An 18,282-nucleotide genomic window follows, 5' to 3' on the forward strand; every position below is an offset into this window, starting at 1 on the left:
TCAGCCTCGTTCGGGAGCGGCGCCGATTTCCACCTTGAATGGTACGTGGAACCGCACGCAGGCGCCGTTCCCATTTTTGCCTGCAGACCCGAAGCCCCGATAGGACATGCTCCGACTTCCCACGATCATTCAGGGCGGCATGGGCGCCGGTGTCTCGGACTGGCGACTGGCCCGCGCCGTCTCGTCGCAGGGACAGCTCGGCGTGGTCTCGGGCACGGCCCTCGACATCATCCTCGTGCGCCGCCTCCAGATGGGTGATCCGGGCGGGCACATGCGCCGCGGGCTGGAACGGTTGCCCGTGCCGGCGGTCGCCGAGCGGATCTGCCGACGGTACTACGTCGCCGGCGGAAAGAGCGCCGACCGGCCGTTCAAGCCGCTGCCGCTTCACGAGATCGACGGGCCGCGCGAGCTCGTGGAGCTCTGTCTTGCCGGCAACTTCGTCGAGGTTTGTCTCGCGCGCGAGGGCCACGCGAACCCGGTCGGGATCAACTACCTCGAGAAGATCCAGCTCCCGCATCTGCCGTCGATCTATGGCGCGATGCTGGCCGGCGTTGATTACGTACTGATGGGCGCCGGCATTCCCGCGCGGATTCCGGGCGTGCTCGATCGGCTGGCCCGCCACGCGCCGGTGCGCTATCCACTCTCGACGGCCGGAGCCAGCGAGGGAGATGACGCCGCCTTGACGTTCGATCCGAGAGACTACCTCGACGTGGACCTTCCGCCGCTGTCACGACCGAGGTTTGTCGCCATTGTGTCATCGCATGTGCTCGCCGCGGCGCTCGTCAAGCGCTCGGACGGCGAGGTTGATGGCTTCGTGGTCGAAGGACCGACCGCGGGTGGGCACAACGCGCCGCCTCGCGGCAAGCCGCAGCTGAACGACGCCGGCGAGCCGGTGTACGGCGAGCGCGACGCGGTGGATCTGGAGAAGATGCGTATCCTCGGACGCCCGTTCTGGTTGGCCGGCGGCTACGGCGACCCCGGCAAACTCGCGGCCGCCCGCGCCTGCGGCGCCGCCGGCGTGCAAGTGGGCACCGCGTTCGCATTCTGTGAAGAGTCCGGCCTGCGCTCGGACTACAAGGACGCGCTGCTGGCGCAGGTTCGGGCGGGCACGGCTCGCGTGTTCACCGATCCGCTCGCGTCACCCACGTCGTTTCCATTCAAGGTGGCCCGGCTTCCGGGCACCATGTCCGAGCCGTCGGTCTATCAATCGCGGACGCGCGTCTGCGATCTCGGCTATCTGCGAGAGGCCTATCGCCACCCGGATGGGGCGGTCGGGTATCGCTGCCCGGCCGAGCCGGTGAGTGTTTATGTCAGCAAAGGCGGCAGGGTGGAAGACACGGTGGGTCGCAAGTGCATTTGCAACGCGCTCCTGGCCAACATCGGCCTCGGCCAGCTGCGCGGGCGTGACACCGAGCCGGGGATCGTCACGTCCGGAGACGATCTGGCCGGCCTGGTGCGGTTCATGGCCCCTGGCACCGACCGTTACGCCGCGACCGACGTGATTGCCCACATCCTGGGTCTGCCACCGGCTTGACCTGCCCGCCTTTAGAGAATGGAATGACGTGACGGGCCCAGTCCTTGTGCAAAAGTGCACACTCGACAGCTCAGCGGGTAGGGCAGGCTGAGGCATGGTTGTCGTGCAGTCGCGCTTTCGAGTCGCGAATGGCTTGGAAGCCTTCGGTCCGCCAAGCCTTCGTCGCACGCCCTCGGCTGGTGGACTTGACGCCGGGATTTCTGGGTCTTGAAGTCTTCACGGACGCGGAACACTCCGAGATCTTTTACCTGGTCACGCGCTGGGTTGACGAAGCGTCCTACAAGCGCTGGCACGGCAGTGCCGATCACCGCCAGTCGCATGCCGGAATACCGGCGGGGCTGAAACTGGATCCCGCCTTTACCCAGGTCATCATCGGCGACCGCATCGAGGCGTCGGACGCGGCCCCCGTGCTCGACGCCATCATCGCTGACTCGAGTGGACTGATCGGGGCCTTTCTTTCGCGCAGTCCCAGCACCTGTTTCGTAGTGGTGTCGGCTGACGGCACCGTTCGATACTGCAACGGTGCCTTCGACCAGTTGCTCGAGCTCGGCCCGGCTGGCGCCGCCGGGCAGCCGATCGGCACGTTCCTGACCGCGGCCGATGCCGCCCGCGTGGCCGCGTGCGCCACGGAAGGCCGCGCGACCCGGTCCGCGCCCGTGCTGCTGAATTTCCTGCGGCCGAGCGGCATGCCGGTCACGCTGCGTTGCCACGTCGACGTTCATGGCGACGAGTTCATGATCATCGGCGAACCCGACCACGAGGCGCACGCGACCATGCAACAACTTCTGGTTGACCTCAACAATCAGTTGGCGGTGTCCGCGCGCGAGAACGCCCGGCAGAAACGCGAGCTGGAAGAATCCAACTGGCAGTTGAAGAAGATCGGCGAGCTGCTGCCGATTTGCATGGAGTGCGGGAAGGTGAAAACCGGCGTGAGCGAATGGGAGGAGCTGCGGACCTTTTTCCAGGCTCACAGCGAGTTCCTCAGTCACGGCTACTGTCCTCAGTGCGCGGATCGGCTGACCAAAGAGTGGGGTGTCGATTGAGCACAATCAACTTCGATGCCCGCACCGCGCTGTCCGGCGCGCTGCGGCAGGGCAAGGCGCGCGTGGCGCAGGAGGCGACCGAGGCGTTTCTGCTCAACCACCCCGACATGCTCGCCCGTCTTGGTGAGCGGGCTCGCCAGTTCGGCCGGGAGGACGCGGCGTACCACATCGACTTCCTGGCGGGCGCGGTGGACAGCGGCAATCCGGCGGCGTTCGGCGACTACATTCGTTGGGTCGTCCGGGTCCTCACCCCCAGGGGACTGCCATCGTCCATGGTTGCCGAGACGCTGTCGCAGATCGAAGACGGATTTCGCGAGGTTCTCTCTGCAGAGGACCAGCTCGCCTTACGCGCCTTCATTGTCGAAGGGGTCGGCGCGTGTACCGGGCCACCCGCCGAGTCCTCGTCCACGCCGTCCTCCGCGCCGCTGGCCGGTACGCAGAAGATTTTCCTGCAACGTCTTCTTGCCGCGGATCGGCGGGGGGCTGCGACCGTCGCCAAAGAAACGCTGGCGCAGGGGCACGAGCTGATGGACGTGTACATGGACCTGGTGCAGGAGTCGCTCTACGAGCTCGGCCGGTTGTGGGAAGGCAACCGCATCACGGTGGCCCAGGAGCACGCCGGCACCGCCGTGTGTCAGTACGTATTGGCGGAGTTGTACTCCAGCATTCCGGCGCCGGGCCGGCGGCGAGGGCGGGCCATCCTCACCGGTGTAGAAGGCGAGTTCCACCAGGTCGGTGCCAACCTGGTCGCCGACGCGCTGGATGCGGACGGCTGGAATGTGCGGTTCCTCGGCGCAAATACGCCGCGGGCCGGAGTGCTGCAGGCGCTCGGCGAGCACGACGCGGAGGTACTGGCCATCTCGGTCACCATGCTCTTCAACGTCGGCATGACGCATCAGCTCGTGCGCGAGGCGCGGGCGCAGCGGCCGTCACTCTTCGTCATTGTCGGTGGCGCCGCTTTCCGCGCCGCGCCGGACCTGTGGCGCGAAGTCGGCGCTGACGCGCGCGCGGCCGATGTCCGCACCGCCGTCGCGGCGATGCGCGAGAGGAGCTAACGCCGATTCACCCGGCCGAGGGCCAATCTCAGCGCTCGCCCTCGGCGGGCCCGCGCGCACCGGCGTTGATCTGACGAATGGCGCCCATGTGATACGCCAGGTGCGCAATGCTGCCGATCATGCCGCTCAACTCGATGCCCGCGACCTCGCGGGGCGTGCGCAGCACCGTCAGCCATTTCGCGGCTTCGTCGCGGAGCTGAACGCGGAGCGCTTCCCACTCGGACTCGGTCACCGTGGTCTTCCTCCAGCTGGCCGCCCAGTCGGCGCTCGTAAACGGATTCTCGCCCTGGCTCCAGCGGTTCATCAGCGACAGGCCGTAGGCCAGGTGCGCGACGTGCGCGGCGATCGAGGATCCCGTGCGCGTCGCGGCCGAGGCCTCGGCGGCGGGCAGCCGCTCGAGCGACCGCAGCAACCCGCGGTCGCCGACGTTGAGCATGAAGCCGCCCTTGCCGGACACGCCGTGCATCAGCTCGCCGAACAGGTTGTCTAACGTTCGCGTCAGGTCGTCGGTACGCATTGGCTCATTCGTGGCCCGCGAGGGTGTGCCTCATGATAACCCTGCGTTCACCGGTTCGCGTGCGGGGCGGTGAGGCGGTTGGCTCGGACGCCAGCCAGCCGCGGCGTGTCCGCTCCGCGATCGGTGCTAATCGGTGTGAATCTGTGGCCTAGCTGCGCAAGATGATTCCCGGCTGCGTCGTCGCGGCTTGTCGGGCGGGCAACCAGATCGCCACCCCGGCGACAATCGCCAGAGTGGTGATCGCCAGGCCATACACCGACAGATCGAGGCGGTCGACGCCAAACAGCAATGTGCTGAGGGCCGACGATCCGACGACCGCCGCGATGGTGCCGATGACCAGGCCGACTGCGACAATCGCCAGGCCGCGGCCTAGAAAGAGACGCACGACATCATGTCCCGTCGCGCCGAGTGCCATGCGGATGCCGACTTCTCTCTGGCGTTGTGCCACGACATACGCGATCACGCCGTAGACGCCGACGACGCCGAGGAGCAACGTCACGCCCGAAGCGATCATCAGGATCATCAACGTGAGGGAGCCCTGGGCCGTGGCACGGCGATAGACGTCGTCCACCGTCTCCACGCGTGAGATCGGCAGGGCGGGATTGACCGCCCAGAGCGCCTGCTGGATGTCGCGCAGGAATCCTGCGTCCCTCACGCGATCGCTGCGGACCGCGTAGACCATCGTGCGTTCGACGGTGATCCGCGACGGGGCGTAGTTCTCCTGCAGAAATGGCCAATACACCATCGGTGTCGGGGGCCGCGTGGGACCGTCGTCGTGTTCGTTGCCGGCCACGCCGACGATTTCGCGCCACGGACTGGTCGGGTTCGCTCGCACCCGCCGGCCGAGGGCCGCTTGCGCGCTCCCGAACGTCTCCCGCGCCAGGGCGTCCGAGACGATCGCGACCTCTCGGCGTTCGAGGATGTCGGGCCAGGTGAAGTCGCGGCCGGCGACGATCGCATTGCCCATGGTCTGGTAGTAGCCGGGTGACACCCACTTCATGCGGCGGACGGGCGGCATGCGCCCGTCTTCGCCAACCAGGCCCTCCACGAACACCGGATCCCGGCGATTGGCGCCGTCGGTCGTGATGGAGGAGGTCAGGGCGGCGTCTCGCACGCCAGGAATATCGGCGATGCCGCGGACGATCTGCTCGTGAAGGCGCGCGGTGGCCACCGGATCCGGCGACACGGGCTCGGCGATGTTGATCCGGAGGGTCAGCACATTCGCGCCGTCCGCGAAGCCCGGTCTCACGTCCCGAATCGCGACGAACGTACGCACCATCAGCATGGCGCCGACCAGCAGCACGAGCGCGATGGCGACTTGCGCGACGACCAGTGCATTGCGGGTGCGATGACGGCCATGGGCATCGCTCGACCCGCGTCCGTTCTCTCTCAGCGCCTCCGGCAGATTGGGCCGCGTGAACCGGAAGATCGGCAGCGCGCAGAAGACCAGGCCGGCGAGCAGGGCCAGCACCAGGGCAAATGCGATCGTCGGGAGATCGATCGTGATCTCTCCGATCAACGGGATCTGGTCCACGGCCGTGCGTTGCAGGACGCGCAGGCCGGCGTGCGCGATCGCAATCCCGAGGATCCCGCTGCCGAGTGACAGCGTCAGCGCTTCACCCAACAGCTGTCCGGCGACGCGAGCGCGGCCGGAGCCGAGCGCCAGTTGCACCGCGAACTCCCGGCGTCGATTCTCGCCGCGGAGCAGAAACAGGTTGGCGACGTTCGCGCAGGCTACGATCAAGAGCAGGCCAACGGCGCCGAACACGATCCAGAGCATGCCGCTCACACTGCCGGTGAGATCGTCACGCAGCGGACGGATGTCCGGCGCCAGCCGGAAGCGTTCAAACATGCCTCGCGAAAAGCCGCCGGGGATCGGAAAGCGATCCGGCATGCCCGGAATCAGCCTGGCCAGGTCGGCGGTGGCCTGCTCGATCGACACGCCCGGTTTGAGGCGCGCGATCCCCTGGTAGCGAAACAGGCCAATCATCGTTTGCGCGCGATTGAGGCCGAGCGGCAGCACCAGGTCGGGCGCGTGCTGCAGCAGGCGAAAGCGATCCGGCAAAACCCCAATCACCTCGCGGGCCTGCCCATCCACGACCAGCGATTGGCCGATCGCCGCGGCACTGCCTTGAAACGCTCGCAGCCAATACGCGTGGCTGATCACCACGGTGTCGCGGCTGCCCGGTGCGTCGTCTGCTTCGGTGAAGAGCCGCCCGGCCGACGGCCGCACTCCCAACACGGGAAGGGTGCCGTCCGTGACCAGCAGGGCTTGAAGATCTTCAGGCTCGCCGCGGCCGCTCACGCTGGCCCTGGAGTTCATCCACAGACCGATGTCCTCGAACGACGTCGCCTCGTCTCGGTAGGTGAAGTAGGTGAACGCGCCCTGATTCAACGGAAAGCTCACGAATCCCGGTGCCGCATGCCACACCGAGACGAGAGACTCGGGCTGCGGAAACGGCAACGGACGCAACATCAGGCCGTTAACGATGCTGAAGATGACGGTGTTGGCGCCGATGGCGATCGCGAGCGTCACGACCGCCGTGATCGTGAACACGGGTGCGGCGGCCAGGCGCCGCAGGTGATCGCGCGTCCGCATCAGCAACGCATGCTTGGCCACGTCGGCCACCACCCGCCACCCGCCTCCGGTATCGTCAACGAGCGTTTCGAACTCCATGCCGTAGCGCTGCCGCCAGCGGCGCGGATAAAGCAGCATCGCGAGACGAGTCCAGCGATTCATGAGTGCTTGAGCCGGAGCAAGCCGACCTGCATTACCGGAGCGAGCGCCGCCAGTTGGTCCTTCAAGTGCGTTCGGCCGAGCGGCGTCAGACGGTACGGACGGCGGCGGTCCTCGGCGGGCAGGGCTTTGATGAAGCCGCGATTCTCGAGACGGGTGATTGCCGCGTACAGCGTGCCGGCGCCGAGCTCGACTCCGGCGAACGCCTTGACGTCGGTGAGGATGGCGTAGCCGTGCTTATCGCCTTCTGCGAGGCTGGCCAGGATGAGTAGCGTTGGGTCGTTCATATTACGTACAAAAGAGTATAGCGCGGTACGTAATACACGTGTCAAGGGCAGCGCGGCTCACCACGGATCGCCACTCTCGGGCATCACCAAACTGTTTTTCTACGCCTACGGCGTGGCCACCTGGTGGTCCGCCTTCGAGTGGTATCATCCGCGCCGTCTAGGGATTCAGGGAAGAGTTCTTTCTGCCACCCCGGAGGAGTCGATGTTTGTTCCACTTTGGCTCGGTGTTCCCGCCCTCGTCCTTGGCCTCGTCTTGATCGGGTGGCTCATGCTGATCCTCAGGGGTCGCAACCCGCTCCCGTTCCCCGACGTCGGCTCCCGCATTTTCACCGCGGCGTCGCCCGCGGCCAAGGCTGCGATTGTCGAACTGCTCGCGCAGCATGGCGTGCGTGAGCGGTTTCAGGCAAACTCGTCCAGCGTCCTGCGCTCCATCATGTGGGACGGGACGATTATCAACTACCCGGACCCTGCCGTCATGCAGCGGCTCGGCTCGGCCTCGGCGAGCATCGGGCTGGTCGCGGACGACCCTGTAGTTGCCGCGCACGCCGCGGCGGCCTTTCTCCAGACCCGCGGATTCAGCGCCGAGGTCGTGCTCGACGTCGAGCCGGAGATTCCCATCGCGTTCGTGGTCTCGAACGTCTTCGCGGGAACCGTTTTGAATTTCCGCAAGCACATGATCCACCTGCCGCGCCCACCGAAATGAGTGGCTCCTCGGGCCCGCGTTCGCCAAAGGCTACGGCGTGGCCAGCGGGACTCGCACTAAGTCGGGCGGCGAAGCCGCGCGACGATGAGCCCGACGGACAGTGAGAGCCACGAATGAAGGCGAAGCCGGATGAAGTGGCTCCTCGGGCTGGACTCGCACTGTCGTGAACGAGCGGAGCGAGTTCACGATTGAACCCGATGGATAGGCCGAGGGCCGCGAATGAGCGCGAAGCGCGATTGAGTGGCTCCTCGGGCTGGACTCGAACCAGCAACCCTCCGGTTAACAGCCGGATGCTCGACGCGTTGCGTCGAAGAAACAAGAAGAAAGACTAGTGATTTTGCCTGCGGCGCTAAACAGCCGGATGCCCAAGGTTAGGCAGGGGGGGCACAAAAAGGGGCACAGTGAGATTGGACTAACCCCCACCACCACCCTTGCCCCCTTCTAGGGGCGTTCTTCCGACGGTCAAAAGCTGCCCAACATCCCGACATTAGACCTTTGGCCTCGCAATTCCAATTTCCGTTCTTGAACGCCTTTTTAGGTCAGAATGCTCGATCTTCTCAAGTTCGGCGCGGTCCTCCCAAGTCACGGCAACATTCTCTAATTCGACAAAGATCGACTCATTGCTGTAGTAATCGCGAAGGTGCAAAGCCAGAGGTGTAAAAATCTTCCAAGCTTTGACTAATCTGGGCCCCTCCAACGCGTAAGCAAAATCACCGTCAACAAACCCAATCCTTACTGCTGCTCCGATGTCCTCGAAGGTATTCAGGTAACTCTTGACTTGCAAATACGCATTTTCGTCGGCGAGCAAGCGCTTGACGTCATCGGGCGTTAGTGGCTCACGACGATGAAAGAACTCGATGGCAACAGGCTTCAATGCTTGCTGCAGATTGCCTTCCAATTCATCAATCGAACGATTCAAGAAGTTCGCTTGCCCTTGCAGCTTGTTCCAACGCGTTCCAAGCTTCATTTGGTGCCACAGTAGTCCAATTGAGGCCAAGCCCATGAACCCTACGACAACCGATAAAACTGGAGCGACATCCCGAGAGAACTCTTGAAGTGTCATCTTTTCTTCCTACGCTTGCGCCGCCACTAATCGACTGGCTGCAACTGACATCGCTGCAGTCTACACCCGATGAGCTTCATTGGAGCGAGCGGCAGGCGAACCAGAACTCCGCCCAATCGGACCGCCGTAATCCTCGACGATCCGGAGTTCCAATCGCCTGCGCTCGAAACTCCTCATTGGGGTCCCTGGCGTAGTGCCGCCATCGTGGTGGAATCGGGTGAGGGTTAGCCGGGGCTGGTGTTGTGGGTCGGCGGTGGTCGCCCCCTGCCGCCCGTCGGGCGGACTCGGGAGCGACACACCTGGGGAACGTGCGCGGCAGGGATGGGCATAGATAGGCACCGAATCGCCGCCCGACCTTTTGGTGCCGGATTCGGAGACGGTGCCCGCATCGGAGATGGTGCGCCGGTCGGCCACTCGTTCGTCGTTGCCGCTCCTTTCGGTCTTTCGTCTTGGAGGCGGTCTGAGGCTCGCGGGACGGAGTCCGCGCTACACGCATGTGTTGAACCGCGGAGCGATGGGGTGAGGAAAGCCCGGCTGCCTAGCCTCCCGGTCCAGAGGCGCCCCGCGCGGACTATAGCTGGCAGGCCTCGCAGCAAAGAAGCCGGGGATAGTGGTCCGCCATTGAGTGGTATCATCCGCGCCGTCTGAAGCTTACGGGGAAGGTTCATGTCGGCATCAGTTCCTCCTCTGCTGCGTGGGTTGCAGCTAAGGAGTAAAGGAAGATAGTCCGATCGCCTCGCAGCCTAGATACAGTTAGCCGGATATCACGACTCGGACCAACACCATGGACTTGCTGATTCAATACTTGCTCTGGGTCGTGGTCTTTGCGCTCGTCGGTGCTGCAATCGGGCAGAAGCGTGGAAGAGCGCTTGCTGGGTTCTTTCTAGGCGGATTGATCGGTCCCTTGGGCTGGCTGGTTCTTCTGCTCGGCCCTGACTATTCAGGGCAGTTTCGGAAGTGCCCATATTGTGCGGAGTCGGTGAAGACGGAAGCAGTCATCTGCAAGCATTGCGGCAAGAGCCTCGGATCGGCCGGGTCCGTGGCCGCTGCCTTTGGTTCGTCGCCGCCTCGCGCCATTAGATCATCCGACGACGACTTCGATGAGTGGCAGCGAGGTCAAGAGACCAAGACCCGCAAGCCAACCGGCTGACCAGGCATCGGAGTCGATGCAGGGCCAAGCTGTCAGTCGAAACGCGAACAGACCACCATGACCGACCGAACGCGAAGCCATCTCCTGAAGGCGCAAGAGCTCGAAGCAAGTATCGACCCGACGGGCCTCTGGTCTTTGCAGATTACGCAATCACAGGACGCCGCCGAGCACGCGTTCCGGGCAATCCTCTTCGGCATGGGCATCAATCGACTGTCTGACCATCGGCTCGACATCGTTGCGCGGCAGCACCAACAACTGCTGACGGGTGTGTGGCCCTGTTTGGAGCCGTTACTTCCGGACTATGCGTGGCTGTGGGAGTGGCGGAATGTTGCCCGTTACGCACATGTCGACGCGCCGCCTGAGGCCACCCCGGAGATCACCGAACACGACCTGAACCGGGCAAGGCAGACAACGAAGAAACTGGTCGAGATTGCTCAGTCGCTGGTGTAGGCACCGGCTAACAACCGCTTGCAGCCGTCGGCGCGCGGAGTGATACTGACCCGTCGCGGCTGAAGCGGCGCGTTAGACATCCATAGGGAGTCGAGTGCGCATAGCAACGTGGAACCTTGAAAGGCTGCCGACCGCTTGGCGCCGATCCGTCATCCAATCGCAACTGCGAGAGGTGAACGCCGATATCTGGATTCTCACGGAAACCTCTAGCGGCCTTTCTCCGGGCAAGGACTACAAGCTCGTCTCCTCGGGTGCCCCGGATCGCCTTGGAGACCAGGGTGAGGTCTGGGTTGCAATCTGGTCGCGCTTTCCCATCCGGCAGATTGATGTCTTTGGAGATCCGGCACGATCAGCAGCGGCGTCAATATCGCTTCCAAACAGCCAACGCCTCGGCGTTTGCGGAACCGTCCTTCCCTGGCGAGGCAGTCCGTGGCGCTCGTATCCGTCTGCGGGTGCAGTGGCCTTTTCGGCCGCCCTTGAAGCACAAAAAGCCGATTGGCATCGCATCAATGCAGAGCACGATGGGCTATGCGTTGCCGGCGACTTTAACCAAGACCTGTCCGCCAAGTCTTACTACTGGTCAGCCAAGGCTCGTGCGCTTCTTTCCTCGGCGTTGGCGGAGTGCAATCTGCAAGCGGTTACCGCGGACCCAACGGATCCCGTCCGAACGCTGACGCAACAAGAGCGAGCATCGATCGATCACATTTGCCTACCCAGGCAGTGGCATACATCGGCACCACCGGTGGCTTGGCCGCGATTCCTCGACGGGCGCCCCATGAGCGACCACTTCGGCGTCTACGTCGATTTGCCGGATGCCTAACAAGCCACTGCAGCCGACGAGTGGCGGATTGGGCTAGACTCCTTCGCAGAACGCGTGACCGCCGCTCGCGGCTGAGGGGCAGGTCGTTAGACGGCGGAAAGCATCGATATGCCAGATCAGAAAGAGGTCATCGCTCAGATCGATCGAGCGCTGAAGCTCTACCAAGATCATCGCTCCAAGGCGCGGTTCAACGACCTGTCGGACCTCGGGAGTGACGTTCACGTGGAAGTTGAGACGATCGTCAGCGCAACTATCGATCGACTTGCTCCGGCCGGATCGACGTACAGGCGGACGCTCAACGTCACCCTGATCGGACAGATTGGCTCGCTGAAGGCTCTCCGTCGTGACTACGAAGACGGCTACATGTCAACGATTCAGGCCCTCGTTCGATCCGACGTGTTCGCGGACTTTTTAGACATGGCAGAGCACCTAGTCGAGCAGGGCTACAAGGACCCAGGTGCGGTTCTCGTTGGTGGTGTTCTCGAGGAGCACCTTCGCGCCTTATGTTCCGTCAGGTCGATCGACCTGGTCGTATCTAGTCGCCCGAAGAAGGCCGATTCTATGAACGGCGACCTAGCGAAGGCTGGCGCGTACAACAAGCTCGATCAGAAGAATGTCACGGCTTGGTTGGATCTCCGGAATAGCGCCGCTCACGGCAAGTATGACGATTACTCTAGGGAACAAGTCGCTGCTATGCTCGCGGGTGTTCGCGAGTTTGTCGCCAGAATACCCGCCGTCTAACAAGCGGTTGCACTTGACGGCGGCCGCAGCAGTATTCGGACAGCTTGTGGCGTTCGTTTGCGGCCGCCGCAAGTGAGCCGCATGCGTTAGGGCGGCTTGATGATGTGAGCACGTTGGGCGCGGCGCTGCACCATGGGAACGCGCTCGGATGTTGTTACGCTCCGAGACTTCGCCCCCCTCCCGCCCGACTAGATCCAAGTTTTATGAAATTTTAAAACGGGCCTGCCTCTCGAAAACGAACCTACGCAACCAGGCGGGCCTTGTATGTGTCCCTTCCCCGGCGACCGTTTTGGGGGAGTGGGGGCGTGCTTTGGGATAGTCACTCAACGGCCAACGTCCAGTAGATTGAAGTTCGCGCAGTTGTCCCAGCAGCGGGGCAGGGGCCACTCGGGCGCACGTCGGGCATCACCCCACCCGCGTCCAAATTAATCACATCTAGCGCCCGTGCGCGCGCCCTCCATAGTCAGCAGGCGGACGCTGCCGCGTTCCTTGGGTGGCCCGGAGTGGTAGTCAGCCATTCAGTCAGCCTTGAAGGTGCCAGGTATCGGGGACAAGGTGATCGAACCTTCGAGCAGGTTCGATCTCAGCGCATCAATCTCGAACCGGTTCGATTCGGGGGCTCCGTCGCCGGGCGACCACCCCAAGTCGTAGCCGAAAGTCGAAATGCGCGGCTCAGCGTGATTGGTCAGCCGATACGAAGCGCAACCGAGAAGGTAGAACGACACCGAGGGCATCGATCCGGCCGGCGTGTATTGCTGGAGCGCGATGTCGGTTTCCTCAACGGGCAGGGTCCATTCAATGGTTGTCTTACCGCCGGGGAAGACGGTATCGGCGAAGGAGATCTCTCTGGACGCTTTCGCGGAGCTCCGCTCGCCGGCAATGAGGTCGGCGAGGTGTTGGTTCACGTCGTGAAGGATGCTGCCTCGGACTGGCACAAGTCGCAACTTTGCGAAGGCGTCGACATCAACTGCAACAGATCGCCCGACGTTCTCAATGTCAACGCGCACGGTCAAGCGAACGACGTCCTGGATGCATTGAAACCCGCGCGGAATTCGAGGCGAGACCTTGACCCACGCGCGATCAGTGAACGCCAATTGCCGCTCGAGAGTGTCGTTCTGCCGACGAATCTCGTTAAGAGACTGCCTAGTGAATCGAAAGCCGAACCACAAGCCGACCAGGCCACAAAGGGCGAAGAACGCTTGCAACAAATCCGCGAAGTTGCCCGGCCCGAGCGCCTGACAGAAGTAGGTCGTGGGGTCGGCGCTGCACAGCCAACGGAACGGATGCATGAAGGGAGATTGTAGGCGAAGAAGGCGTACGCGGAGTCGGGCTCGGGTTGTTCTGCGATGTAGATCGGCTGCTGGCGCGCGGCAAGGTCGTCGTCTCGCCCGCGCTGTTCCTGGAGGCGCGATGATCCCTTCGGCCGTCTCGCATCCAATCGCCGAGTCACGTCGGAAACTCCGGACGAAACGACTCAACCAGCTGGAAGACGAAGTCCCTAAGTTGCTGAAGACACGGGATAATCGGCTGATTCGTGTCGTTTCCGAACTGCGAGAACGCGACCAGCAGGCTGATGTCGATCGGCATCTTCATCTGCGGCGGAACAGAGTTGGGATCCGCGCGGTGTTCCACAGGGACGGTCAGCGACCATCGCATCTCTTTGCCAGGAAACACAATCGCCGGGCGGCCACCGCGGATCGTGACGCCAACGGCGACGCTGTTGACCTGCATCGAATTTGTGATCGAAATGAGGACGCGATGCTTGTCGGTGTTGCCCAGGTCATGCAGGATCCACAAGGGGTGGTTGCGGTAACTGTGGAACCCCTTGCGTTGGTACGGCTGAAGACCTTCGATGCGCGCGGCCGCGCTGGCGGACACGCCCTTGATCTTTCGTTGGGCGCCGGCCTTGAACTTGCCTGCGTCCCAGAAAACCGGAAACTCATACTCGCTGTCGCGGTCAAGGCCGTTCACGCGTTCCAGCGCACCGACCAGATGGTCCAGGCAGGACCGCAACTGATAGAGCACCTCTCCGACGCGGACTTGGAGAAGCTCCGGTTCCGGGGGCGGATTAATCCGAAAACCCAGAGAATCTTCCCCGTTGTGGCTGTTTCGAGAGACATGCACGACGTGCACGGTTCGGGGATCGACCCCGGACAGGTGAGCGTCCAGCTCGCGAATGAGCTCATCGGCTCGTTGAATCTTCGCAAAGACGCTTCGCAGCCAGTCGCTCATCGTCGCCGATCCTATCAGGGCTGCGCCAAGGTGAATGTCGTCGTGCCGGGAACCGGAGACGCTGCAGTAATGGTGGAGCTCCCGATTCCCAGCCGCCGTCCACAATCCTGTGATTGTGGCGAGCTAGTTCGCATCAGGAACTAGGCGCCAATCAATCGAAATTCGGCCTTGCCGCAGCGAGGTTTCTGGACAGGCGTGAAGTACCCCAAGCGAGAAGCCGACTGGGGGAAGAAGCGGCGTGATGGCTAATCGTCACCTTCTCCATTTGGTCTTTCTGGGCTAGCCGATGCCGACGGAGACGGTGATGCCGAGGGGGACGGCGATACTGATGGCGGTGGCGTTTGGTCGTCTGAGCCCCCCCTAGTCCGCTGCGCCATCGCCTGAAACTGTTTCTGTATTTCGTCGTGGTGCTTGTTGATTAGTTCCTCCTCTGCCACCGCAAACGAGCGATATAGGGTTTCTAGGAACAAGATGTCTGGTTCCCACCCGAGCGGAGTATACCCACCCAAACCCATAACAACACTAACGTCGGTAAAGATCCGTCCAACCCCTGGGGCGACCTCCGCTTTCTTCTTGGCCTTGTAGGTAAGGACAACCGCCTGCGCGAAGTCACGATCCGCATGATGAAGGTCGGCTTGGAACTGCGCTTCCGCGTGCCGTTGACCGATTCCAGCTGCCGCGTATCCCGCCGGATCGTGGCACCACACTTTCCCCTTCCCGTCGATCTTCCATACGTGTGCGCCAGTCTCGTCCACGCCGGCCACAATAAGGTCGCTGCCGGTATCAACCGCAAACAGCTGGTTGAATGTGTTTTGCCACCAATCCGTCTTTTGATTTGGAACCTGCAAGAAGCTCTGCCGCGTCAATCCTAACGGCTCTAGGTGCTGCTCATCGCCCACGCGCATCAAGTACACGCGAACCTGCTTGGCGACCATCCGGGCGGCTTCTTCAACGGTCATCCAACTCTCGTCAGTCTTGAGACGCGCCGCCACTGCTTGTTTGGAGCCGGTCACGATCTCCGCATTAATAGAGGATTCGCCAGCCGTGAGCAGGAAGATCGATGACGTGAGCGGAAATACTTTCGACACGTAGGGCTCAAGCTGCACATCGCCCACGGTGATCATCCGGTCAGACACCCCGACAATCATCGGTGTGCCGTTCGGATGGCGGCAGATCGTTGCGATGCAAACACTCACGGCAGACCCCGTGCGCCGGGGAGCGGCGCTAGCGGGTGTCATTTGACACCTTCGGCGCTACCCGAGCAAGGTTGTTATTGCCGGCGCCAGTTCGCGACGAAGCTCTTAGACACCCCGAGCACGCCGGCCGCCTCCCGCACTGACAGCCCGCTTGTGCCCTCGATCTCTGTCTCCGTCACCCGGCGACGGGGGCGCCCCAGGCGCTGCCCCTGAGCCTTCGCACGAGCCAATCCGATCATCACACGCTCCGAGATTCGTGCGCGCTCGAACTCGGCCATGGCACCCAAGATATGCAGCTGGAGCCGGCCAGCCGGCGTCGACGTGTCGATCCCCTCGCCCAGACTGACAAATGCCACGCCCAGTGCCTGGAGCTCATCGAGCATCAGGATCAGGTGCCTCAGGTTTCGGCCGAGACGATCCAAACGCCACACCACCACCGAGTCGACCTTTCGGCGCTTGACCGCGATCAGCATCGCATCGAGCGCGGGGCGGATCTCGCGGGCGCCAGAGACACCGTGGTCGACATACTCCACTACTGCCCAGGACCGCGCGACGCAGTATCGCCGCCGCTCGATCAGCTGGTTCTCGCAGGTTTGATCGGCGGTGCTCACGCGGGCGTAGATGGCGACAGTCATGTCGATCAGGCTAGTACATCTAGCGGGATAGTACAAGTCAGTGCTCTGTAGCGAACCCGCCGAGCGGAGCCAGCCTGTGATGGGGAACTGACCTGACCAGCCCGGGTTGGGCTTCAAGCGGCGAGAATTGGGCCTCCCTTGCCGCTCGCGTCGCCCTTCACCCGTCGGATCCGTGGCTCGGATCCTCTGGCTCCCTGGGCATCCCGAAGGCAGCGGTTGCCCCCATAAGTTTGACACTTTCAACCTCGCCAAAAGCGATCGGCGAGCCGCAAGTTACTGTGCTGTAAGGGCTTACGGTTGACAAAACGAGGCAACCCGTAGTAAGATTAACTAATCGGAGTTCGTCCGCTCGATTCTCCAGACAGCAATCCGTAGTTCGAGAAGCTCACCGGCTTCTGCTTGGTCAGGCCGGTGCTCGCTAATCGTCCGCGCGCTCCCCTTGTAATCAATCTCGCTCCACCCTGCCGCCACTGGCGGCTAGGCTGGCTACCGCTACGAGTCGAGGTAGTCCGGCTGACTTTGTCACGACTCAAACCCCAGGTACGACGATGAGCAACGATCAGAAGAGCGCACCAGTCACAGACCCCGAGGGCCGGTCAGGCTCGAGTCCTATCGGCGGACGCGCTGACGATGCTGACGGTCGGCACAAGACGTTTGCGTCTTTGGTGGAGGCGCTTCCTCCGTTCGAGACCTTTGCCGACTTGAATCATCAACCTCACATTTCATTAAAACAAAATGGTTCTGTCGAGACCTATGCGATTGGCTCGCAGCCCTTTCGGCTCAAGCTTGAACATTCCTACTACCAGAAACATCGTCAGATCGTCAGGGCGTCAGTGCTCGACCAGTGGCTCGGCGTCCTGGGCGGCCGCGCGCTGTTCAGCGGCGGCGCGCTGCAGGACGTGCACGTTCGGCTCGGCCAGGACGCCGACGGTAACGTCTATTGGGACCTCGGCGATCCCGGCTGGAAGTTGCTGAAGATCAGCCCCGATGGCTGGAGTGTCGTGACCGAATGCCCCGTTAAGTTTCGCCGGCCGGCGGGCTACCTCGAGCTGCCGGTTCCCGTCGCCGGAGGCAGTGTGGACGAACTGCGCCCCTTCCTGAACGTGGCGGACGACGACCAGTTCAGACTGATCGTGGGATGGCTGGTTGCGTCGCTGAACCCGCATGGCCCTTACCCGATCCTGGAACTAACGGGACAGCAGGGCACGGCAAAGTCGACGGCCGCCAGGTTCCTGCGACTGTTGATCGACCCGAACGCGAGTCCGGCACGCTCAATGATCTCGAACGAGCGGGACTTGGCAATTGCCGCGGACAACGGGTGGATGCTTGCTTTCGATAACGTGTCGAAACTCTCGGATGCGATGTCCGATGCGCTGTGCCGGATGTCGACCGGCGGTGCCTTCTCGGCCCGCAAGCTCTACAGCGATTCTGAGGAGAAGCTGTTTCAATACAAGCGCCCGGTGATCTTGAACGGGATCACCGATCTCGCGACCCGGCCCGACCTCCTCGAACGGGTGGTGTCGGTGGAGTTACAGCGCATCAGCTCACGGGCACGCAAGCCGGAATTGGAGCTTGAGCAGGCGTTCTTCCTGGCCCGCCCGAAGATCCTCGGGGCGCTCGCGACGGCCGTGTCCGCTGCGCTCGGAAACCGCAATTCGCTGCCCGTACTCGAGTGGCCGCGGTTGGCAGACGCATCGAAATGGGTGACCGGAGCCGAGCCGGCACTGGGCTGGGCGATGGGCACCTTCAACCAACTGCTGCACGAGTCCAAAGGCCGCTCGGGCGAACGCGTGCTGGAGGAGAACGAACCCTTGGTCAAGGCCCTCCGCGCACTCGCGGAAGTCGGCTGGACAGGGACGGCCAGCGAGCTGCTCTCGGCGCTGGACCCCGAGTGCATTGTAAGGTTGCCGAAGGGACCAAACGGACTCAGTGGGACCCTGCGGCGCCTCTCACCGGTCTTGGCAGACTACGGCCTGGTCGTTGACTTCAGGCGCACTGGGTCTGGAGGGACTCGTCTGATCGAGCTGTCCGTCAAGGTGTACGCCAAGGCCGCGTAGGCGATGGGGGTAGGTGTTGCGGCAGCTTGCTGTTGCTGATTCACCTACCCCGCTTACTCGGA

Annotated in this window: 18 protein-coding genes; 10 read left to right on the forward strand and 8 right to left on the reverse strand. The window is 63.0% G+C overall.

Going from position 1 to position 18,282, the window contains the following annotated elements:
* Positions 1–106: 106 nt before the first annotated feature.
* From Q8T13_21350 to Q8T13_21360, 3 genes are all read left to right on the forward strand, one after another.
* A complete protein-coding gene (locus tag Q8T13_21350) occupies positions 107–1,534 on the forward strand; it encodes a nitronate monooxygenase (GenBank protein MDP3720317.1) in 1,428 nt (475 codons plus the stop codon).
* Positions 1,535–1,662: 128 nt separating this feature from the next.
* Positions 1,663–2,577, forward strand: a complete 915-nt coding sequence (locus tag Q8T13_21355) for an antibiotic biosynthesis monooxygenase family protein (protein ID MDP3720318.1) — start codon at positions 1,663–1,665, stop codon at positions 2,575–2,577.
* Positions 2,574–3,632 (forward strand): cobalamin-dependent protein, encoded by a 1,059-nt coding sequence (locus tag Q8T13_21360; protein ID MDP3720319.1) that lies wholly within the window; start codon positions 2,574–2,576, stop codon positions 3,630–3,632. The genes Q8T13_21355 and Q8T13_21360 overlap by 4 nt, the downstream gene beginning before the upstream one ends.
* A gap of 28 nt (positions 3,633–3,660) precedes the next feature.
* Here the strand turns inward: Q8T13_21360 and Q8T13_21365 are convergent, their stop codons facing one another.
* The 3 genes from Q8T13_21365 to Q8T13_21375 form a co-directional block, all read right to left on the reverse strand.
* Positions 3,661–4,149, reverse strand: coding sequence for a hypothetical protein (locus Q8T13_21365; GenBank protein ID MDP3720320.1), 489 nt, complete (start codon positions 4,147–4,149; stop codon positions 3,661–3,663).
* A 148-nt stretch (positions 4,150–4,297) separates the two neighbouring features.
* Entirely contained in the window at positions 4,298–6,865 is a 2,568-nt protein-coding gene (locus Q8T13_21370) for an ABC transporter permease (GenBank protein MDP3720321.1), read from the reverse strand.
* Positions 6,866–6,885: 20 nt separating this feature from the next.
* Positions 6,886–7,173 carry a PadR family transcriptional regulator gene (locus Q8T13_21375; GenBank protein MDP3720322.1) on the reverse strand — a complete coding sequence of 96 codons (288 nt, stop codon included), beginning with the start codon at positions 7,171–7,173 and terminating at the stop codon, positions 6,886–6,888.
* Here Q8T13_21375 and Q8T13_21380 point away from each other — a divergent pair.
* Positions 7,151–7,876 (forward strand): hypothetical protein, encoded by a 726-nt coding sequence (locus tag Q8T13_21380; protein ID MDP3720323.1) that lies wholly within the window; start codon positions 7,151–7,153, stop codon positions 7,874–7,876. The genes Q8T13_21375 and Q8T13_21380 overlap by 23 nt on opposite strands.
* A 487-nt stretch (positions 7,877–8,363) precedes the next feature.
* Here Q8T13_21380 and Q8T13_21385 read toward each other — a convergent pair whose 3' ends face one another.
* Positions 8,364–8,939 carry a DUF4760 domain-containing protein gene (locus Q8T13_21385; protein ID MDP3720324.1) on the reverse strand — a complete coding sequence of 192 codons (576 nt, stop codon included), beginning with the start codon at positions 8,937–8,939 and terminating at the stop codon, positions 8,364–8,366.
* Positions 8,940–9,723: 784 nt separating this feature from the next.
* Between Q8T13_21385 and Q8T13_21390 the strand changes: the two genes are divergently transcribed.
* From Q8T13_21390 to Q8T13_21405, 4 genes are all read left to right on the forward strand, one after another.
* Complete coding sequence (locus Q8T13_21390) at positions 9,724–10,089, forward strand: zinc ribbon domain-containing protein (protein ID MDP3720325.1); 366 nt, start codon at positions 9,724–9,726, stop codon at positions 10,087–10,089.
* Positions 10,090–10,146: 57 nt separating this feature from the next.
* Entirely contained in the window at positions 10,147–10,539 is a 393-nt protein-coding gene (locus tag Q8T13_21395; protein MDP3720326.1) for a HEPN domain-containing protein, read from the forward strand.
* A 94-nt stretch (positions 10,540–10,633) separates the two neighbouring features.
* Positions 10,634–11,359, forward strand: coding sequence for an endonuclease/exonuclease/phosphatase family protein (locus Q8T13_21400; protein MDP3720327.1), 726 nt, complete (start codon positions 10,634–10,636; stop codon positions 11,357–11,359).
* Positions 11,360–11,467: 108 nt separating this feature from the next.
* Positions 11,468–12,100 carry a hypothetical protein gene (locus tag Q8T13_21405; protein MDP3720328.1) on the forward strand — a complete coding sequence of 211 codons (633 nt, stop codon included), beginning with the start codon at positions 11,468–11,470 and terminating at the stop codon, positions 12,098–12,100.
* 518 nt (positions 12,101–12,618) lie between these two features.
* Here Q8T13_21405 and Q8T13_21410 read toward each other — a convergent pair.
* Positions 12,619–13,005: a hypothetical protein gene (locus tag Q8T13_21410; protein ID MDP3720329.1), complete on the reverse strand. Its 387-nt coding sequence runs from the start codon at positions 13,003–13,005 to the stop codon at positions 12,619–12,621.
* Positions 13,006–13,008: 3 nt separating this feature from the next.
* Here Q8T13_21410 and Q8T13_21415 point away from each other — a divergent pair, with 3 nt between their 5' ends.
* Positions 13,009–13,404, forward strand: coding sequence for a hypothetical protein (locus Q8T13_21415; GenBank protein ID MDP3720330.1), 396 nt, complete (start codon positions 13,009–13,011; stop codon positions 13,402–13,404).
* 142 nt (positions 13,405–13,546) lie between these two features.
* On the opposite strand, the gene Q8T13_21420 is transcribed toward Q8T13_21415, so the two are convergent.
* The 3 genes from Q8T13_21420 to Q8T13_21430 form a co-directional block, all read right to left on the reverse strand.
* Complete coding sequence (locus Q8T13_21420; GenBank protein ID MDP3720331.1) at positions 13,547–14,332, reverse strand: hypothetical protein; 786 nt, start codon at positions 14,330–14,332, stop codon at positions 13,547–13,549.
* Positions 14,333–14,577: 245 nt separating this feature from the next.
* Positions 14,578–15,528, reverse strand: a complete 951-nt coding sequence (locus tag Q8T13_21425; GenBank protein ID MDP3720332.1) for a hypothetical protein — start codon at positions 15,526–15,528, stop codon at positions 14,578–14,580.
* Positions 15,529–15,602: 74 nt separating this feature from the next.
* Complete coding sequence (locus tag Q8T13_21430) at positions 15,603–16,163, reverse strand: recombinase family protein (GenBank protein MDP3720333.1); 561 nt, start codon at positions 16,161–16,163, stop codon at positions 15,603–15,605.
* 665 nt (positions 16,164–16,828) lie between these two features.
* On the opposite strand from Q8T13_21430, the gene Q8T13_21435 reads away from it, so the two are divergent.
* On the forward strand, positions 16,829–18,220 hold the full coding sequence (locus tag Q8T13_21435) for a hypothetical protein (GenBank protein MDP3720334.1): 1,392 nt from the start codon (positions 16,829–16,831) through the stop codon (positions 18,218–18,220).
* Positions 18,221–18,282: the final 62 nt, after the last annotated feature.

Source organism: Acidobacteriota bacterium (assembly GCA_030697165.1).
Taxonomy (GTDB): domain Bacteria; phylum Acidobacteriota; class Vicinamibacteria; order Vicinamibacterales; family UBA2999; genus 12-FULL-67-14b.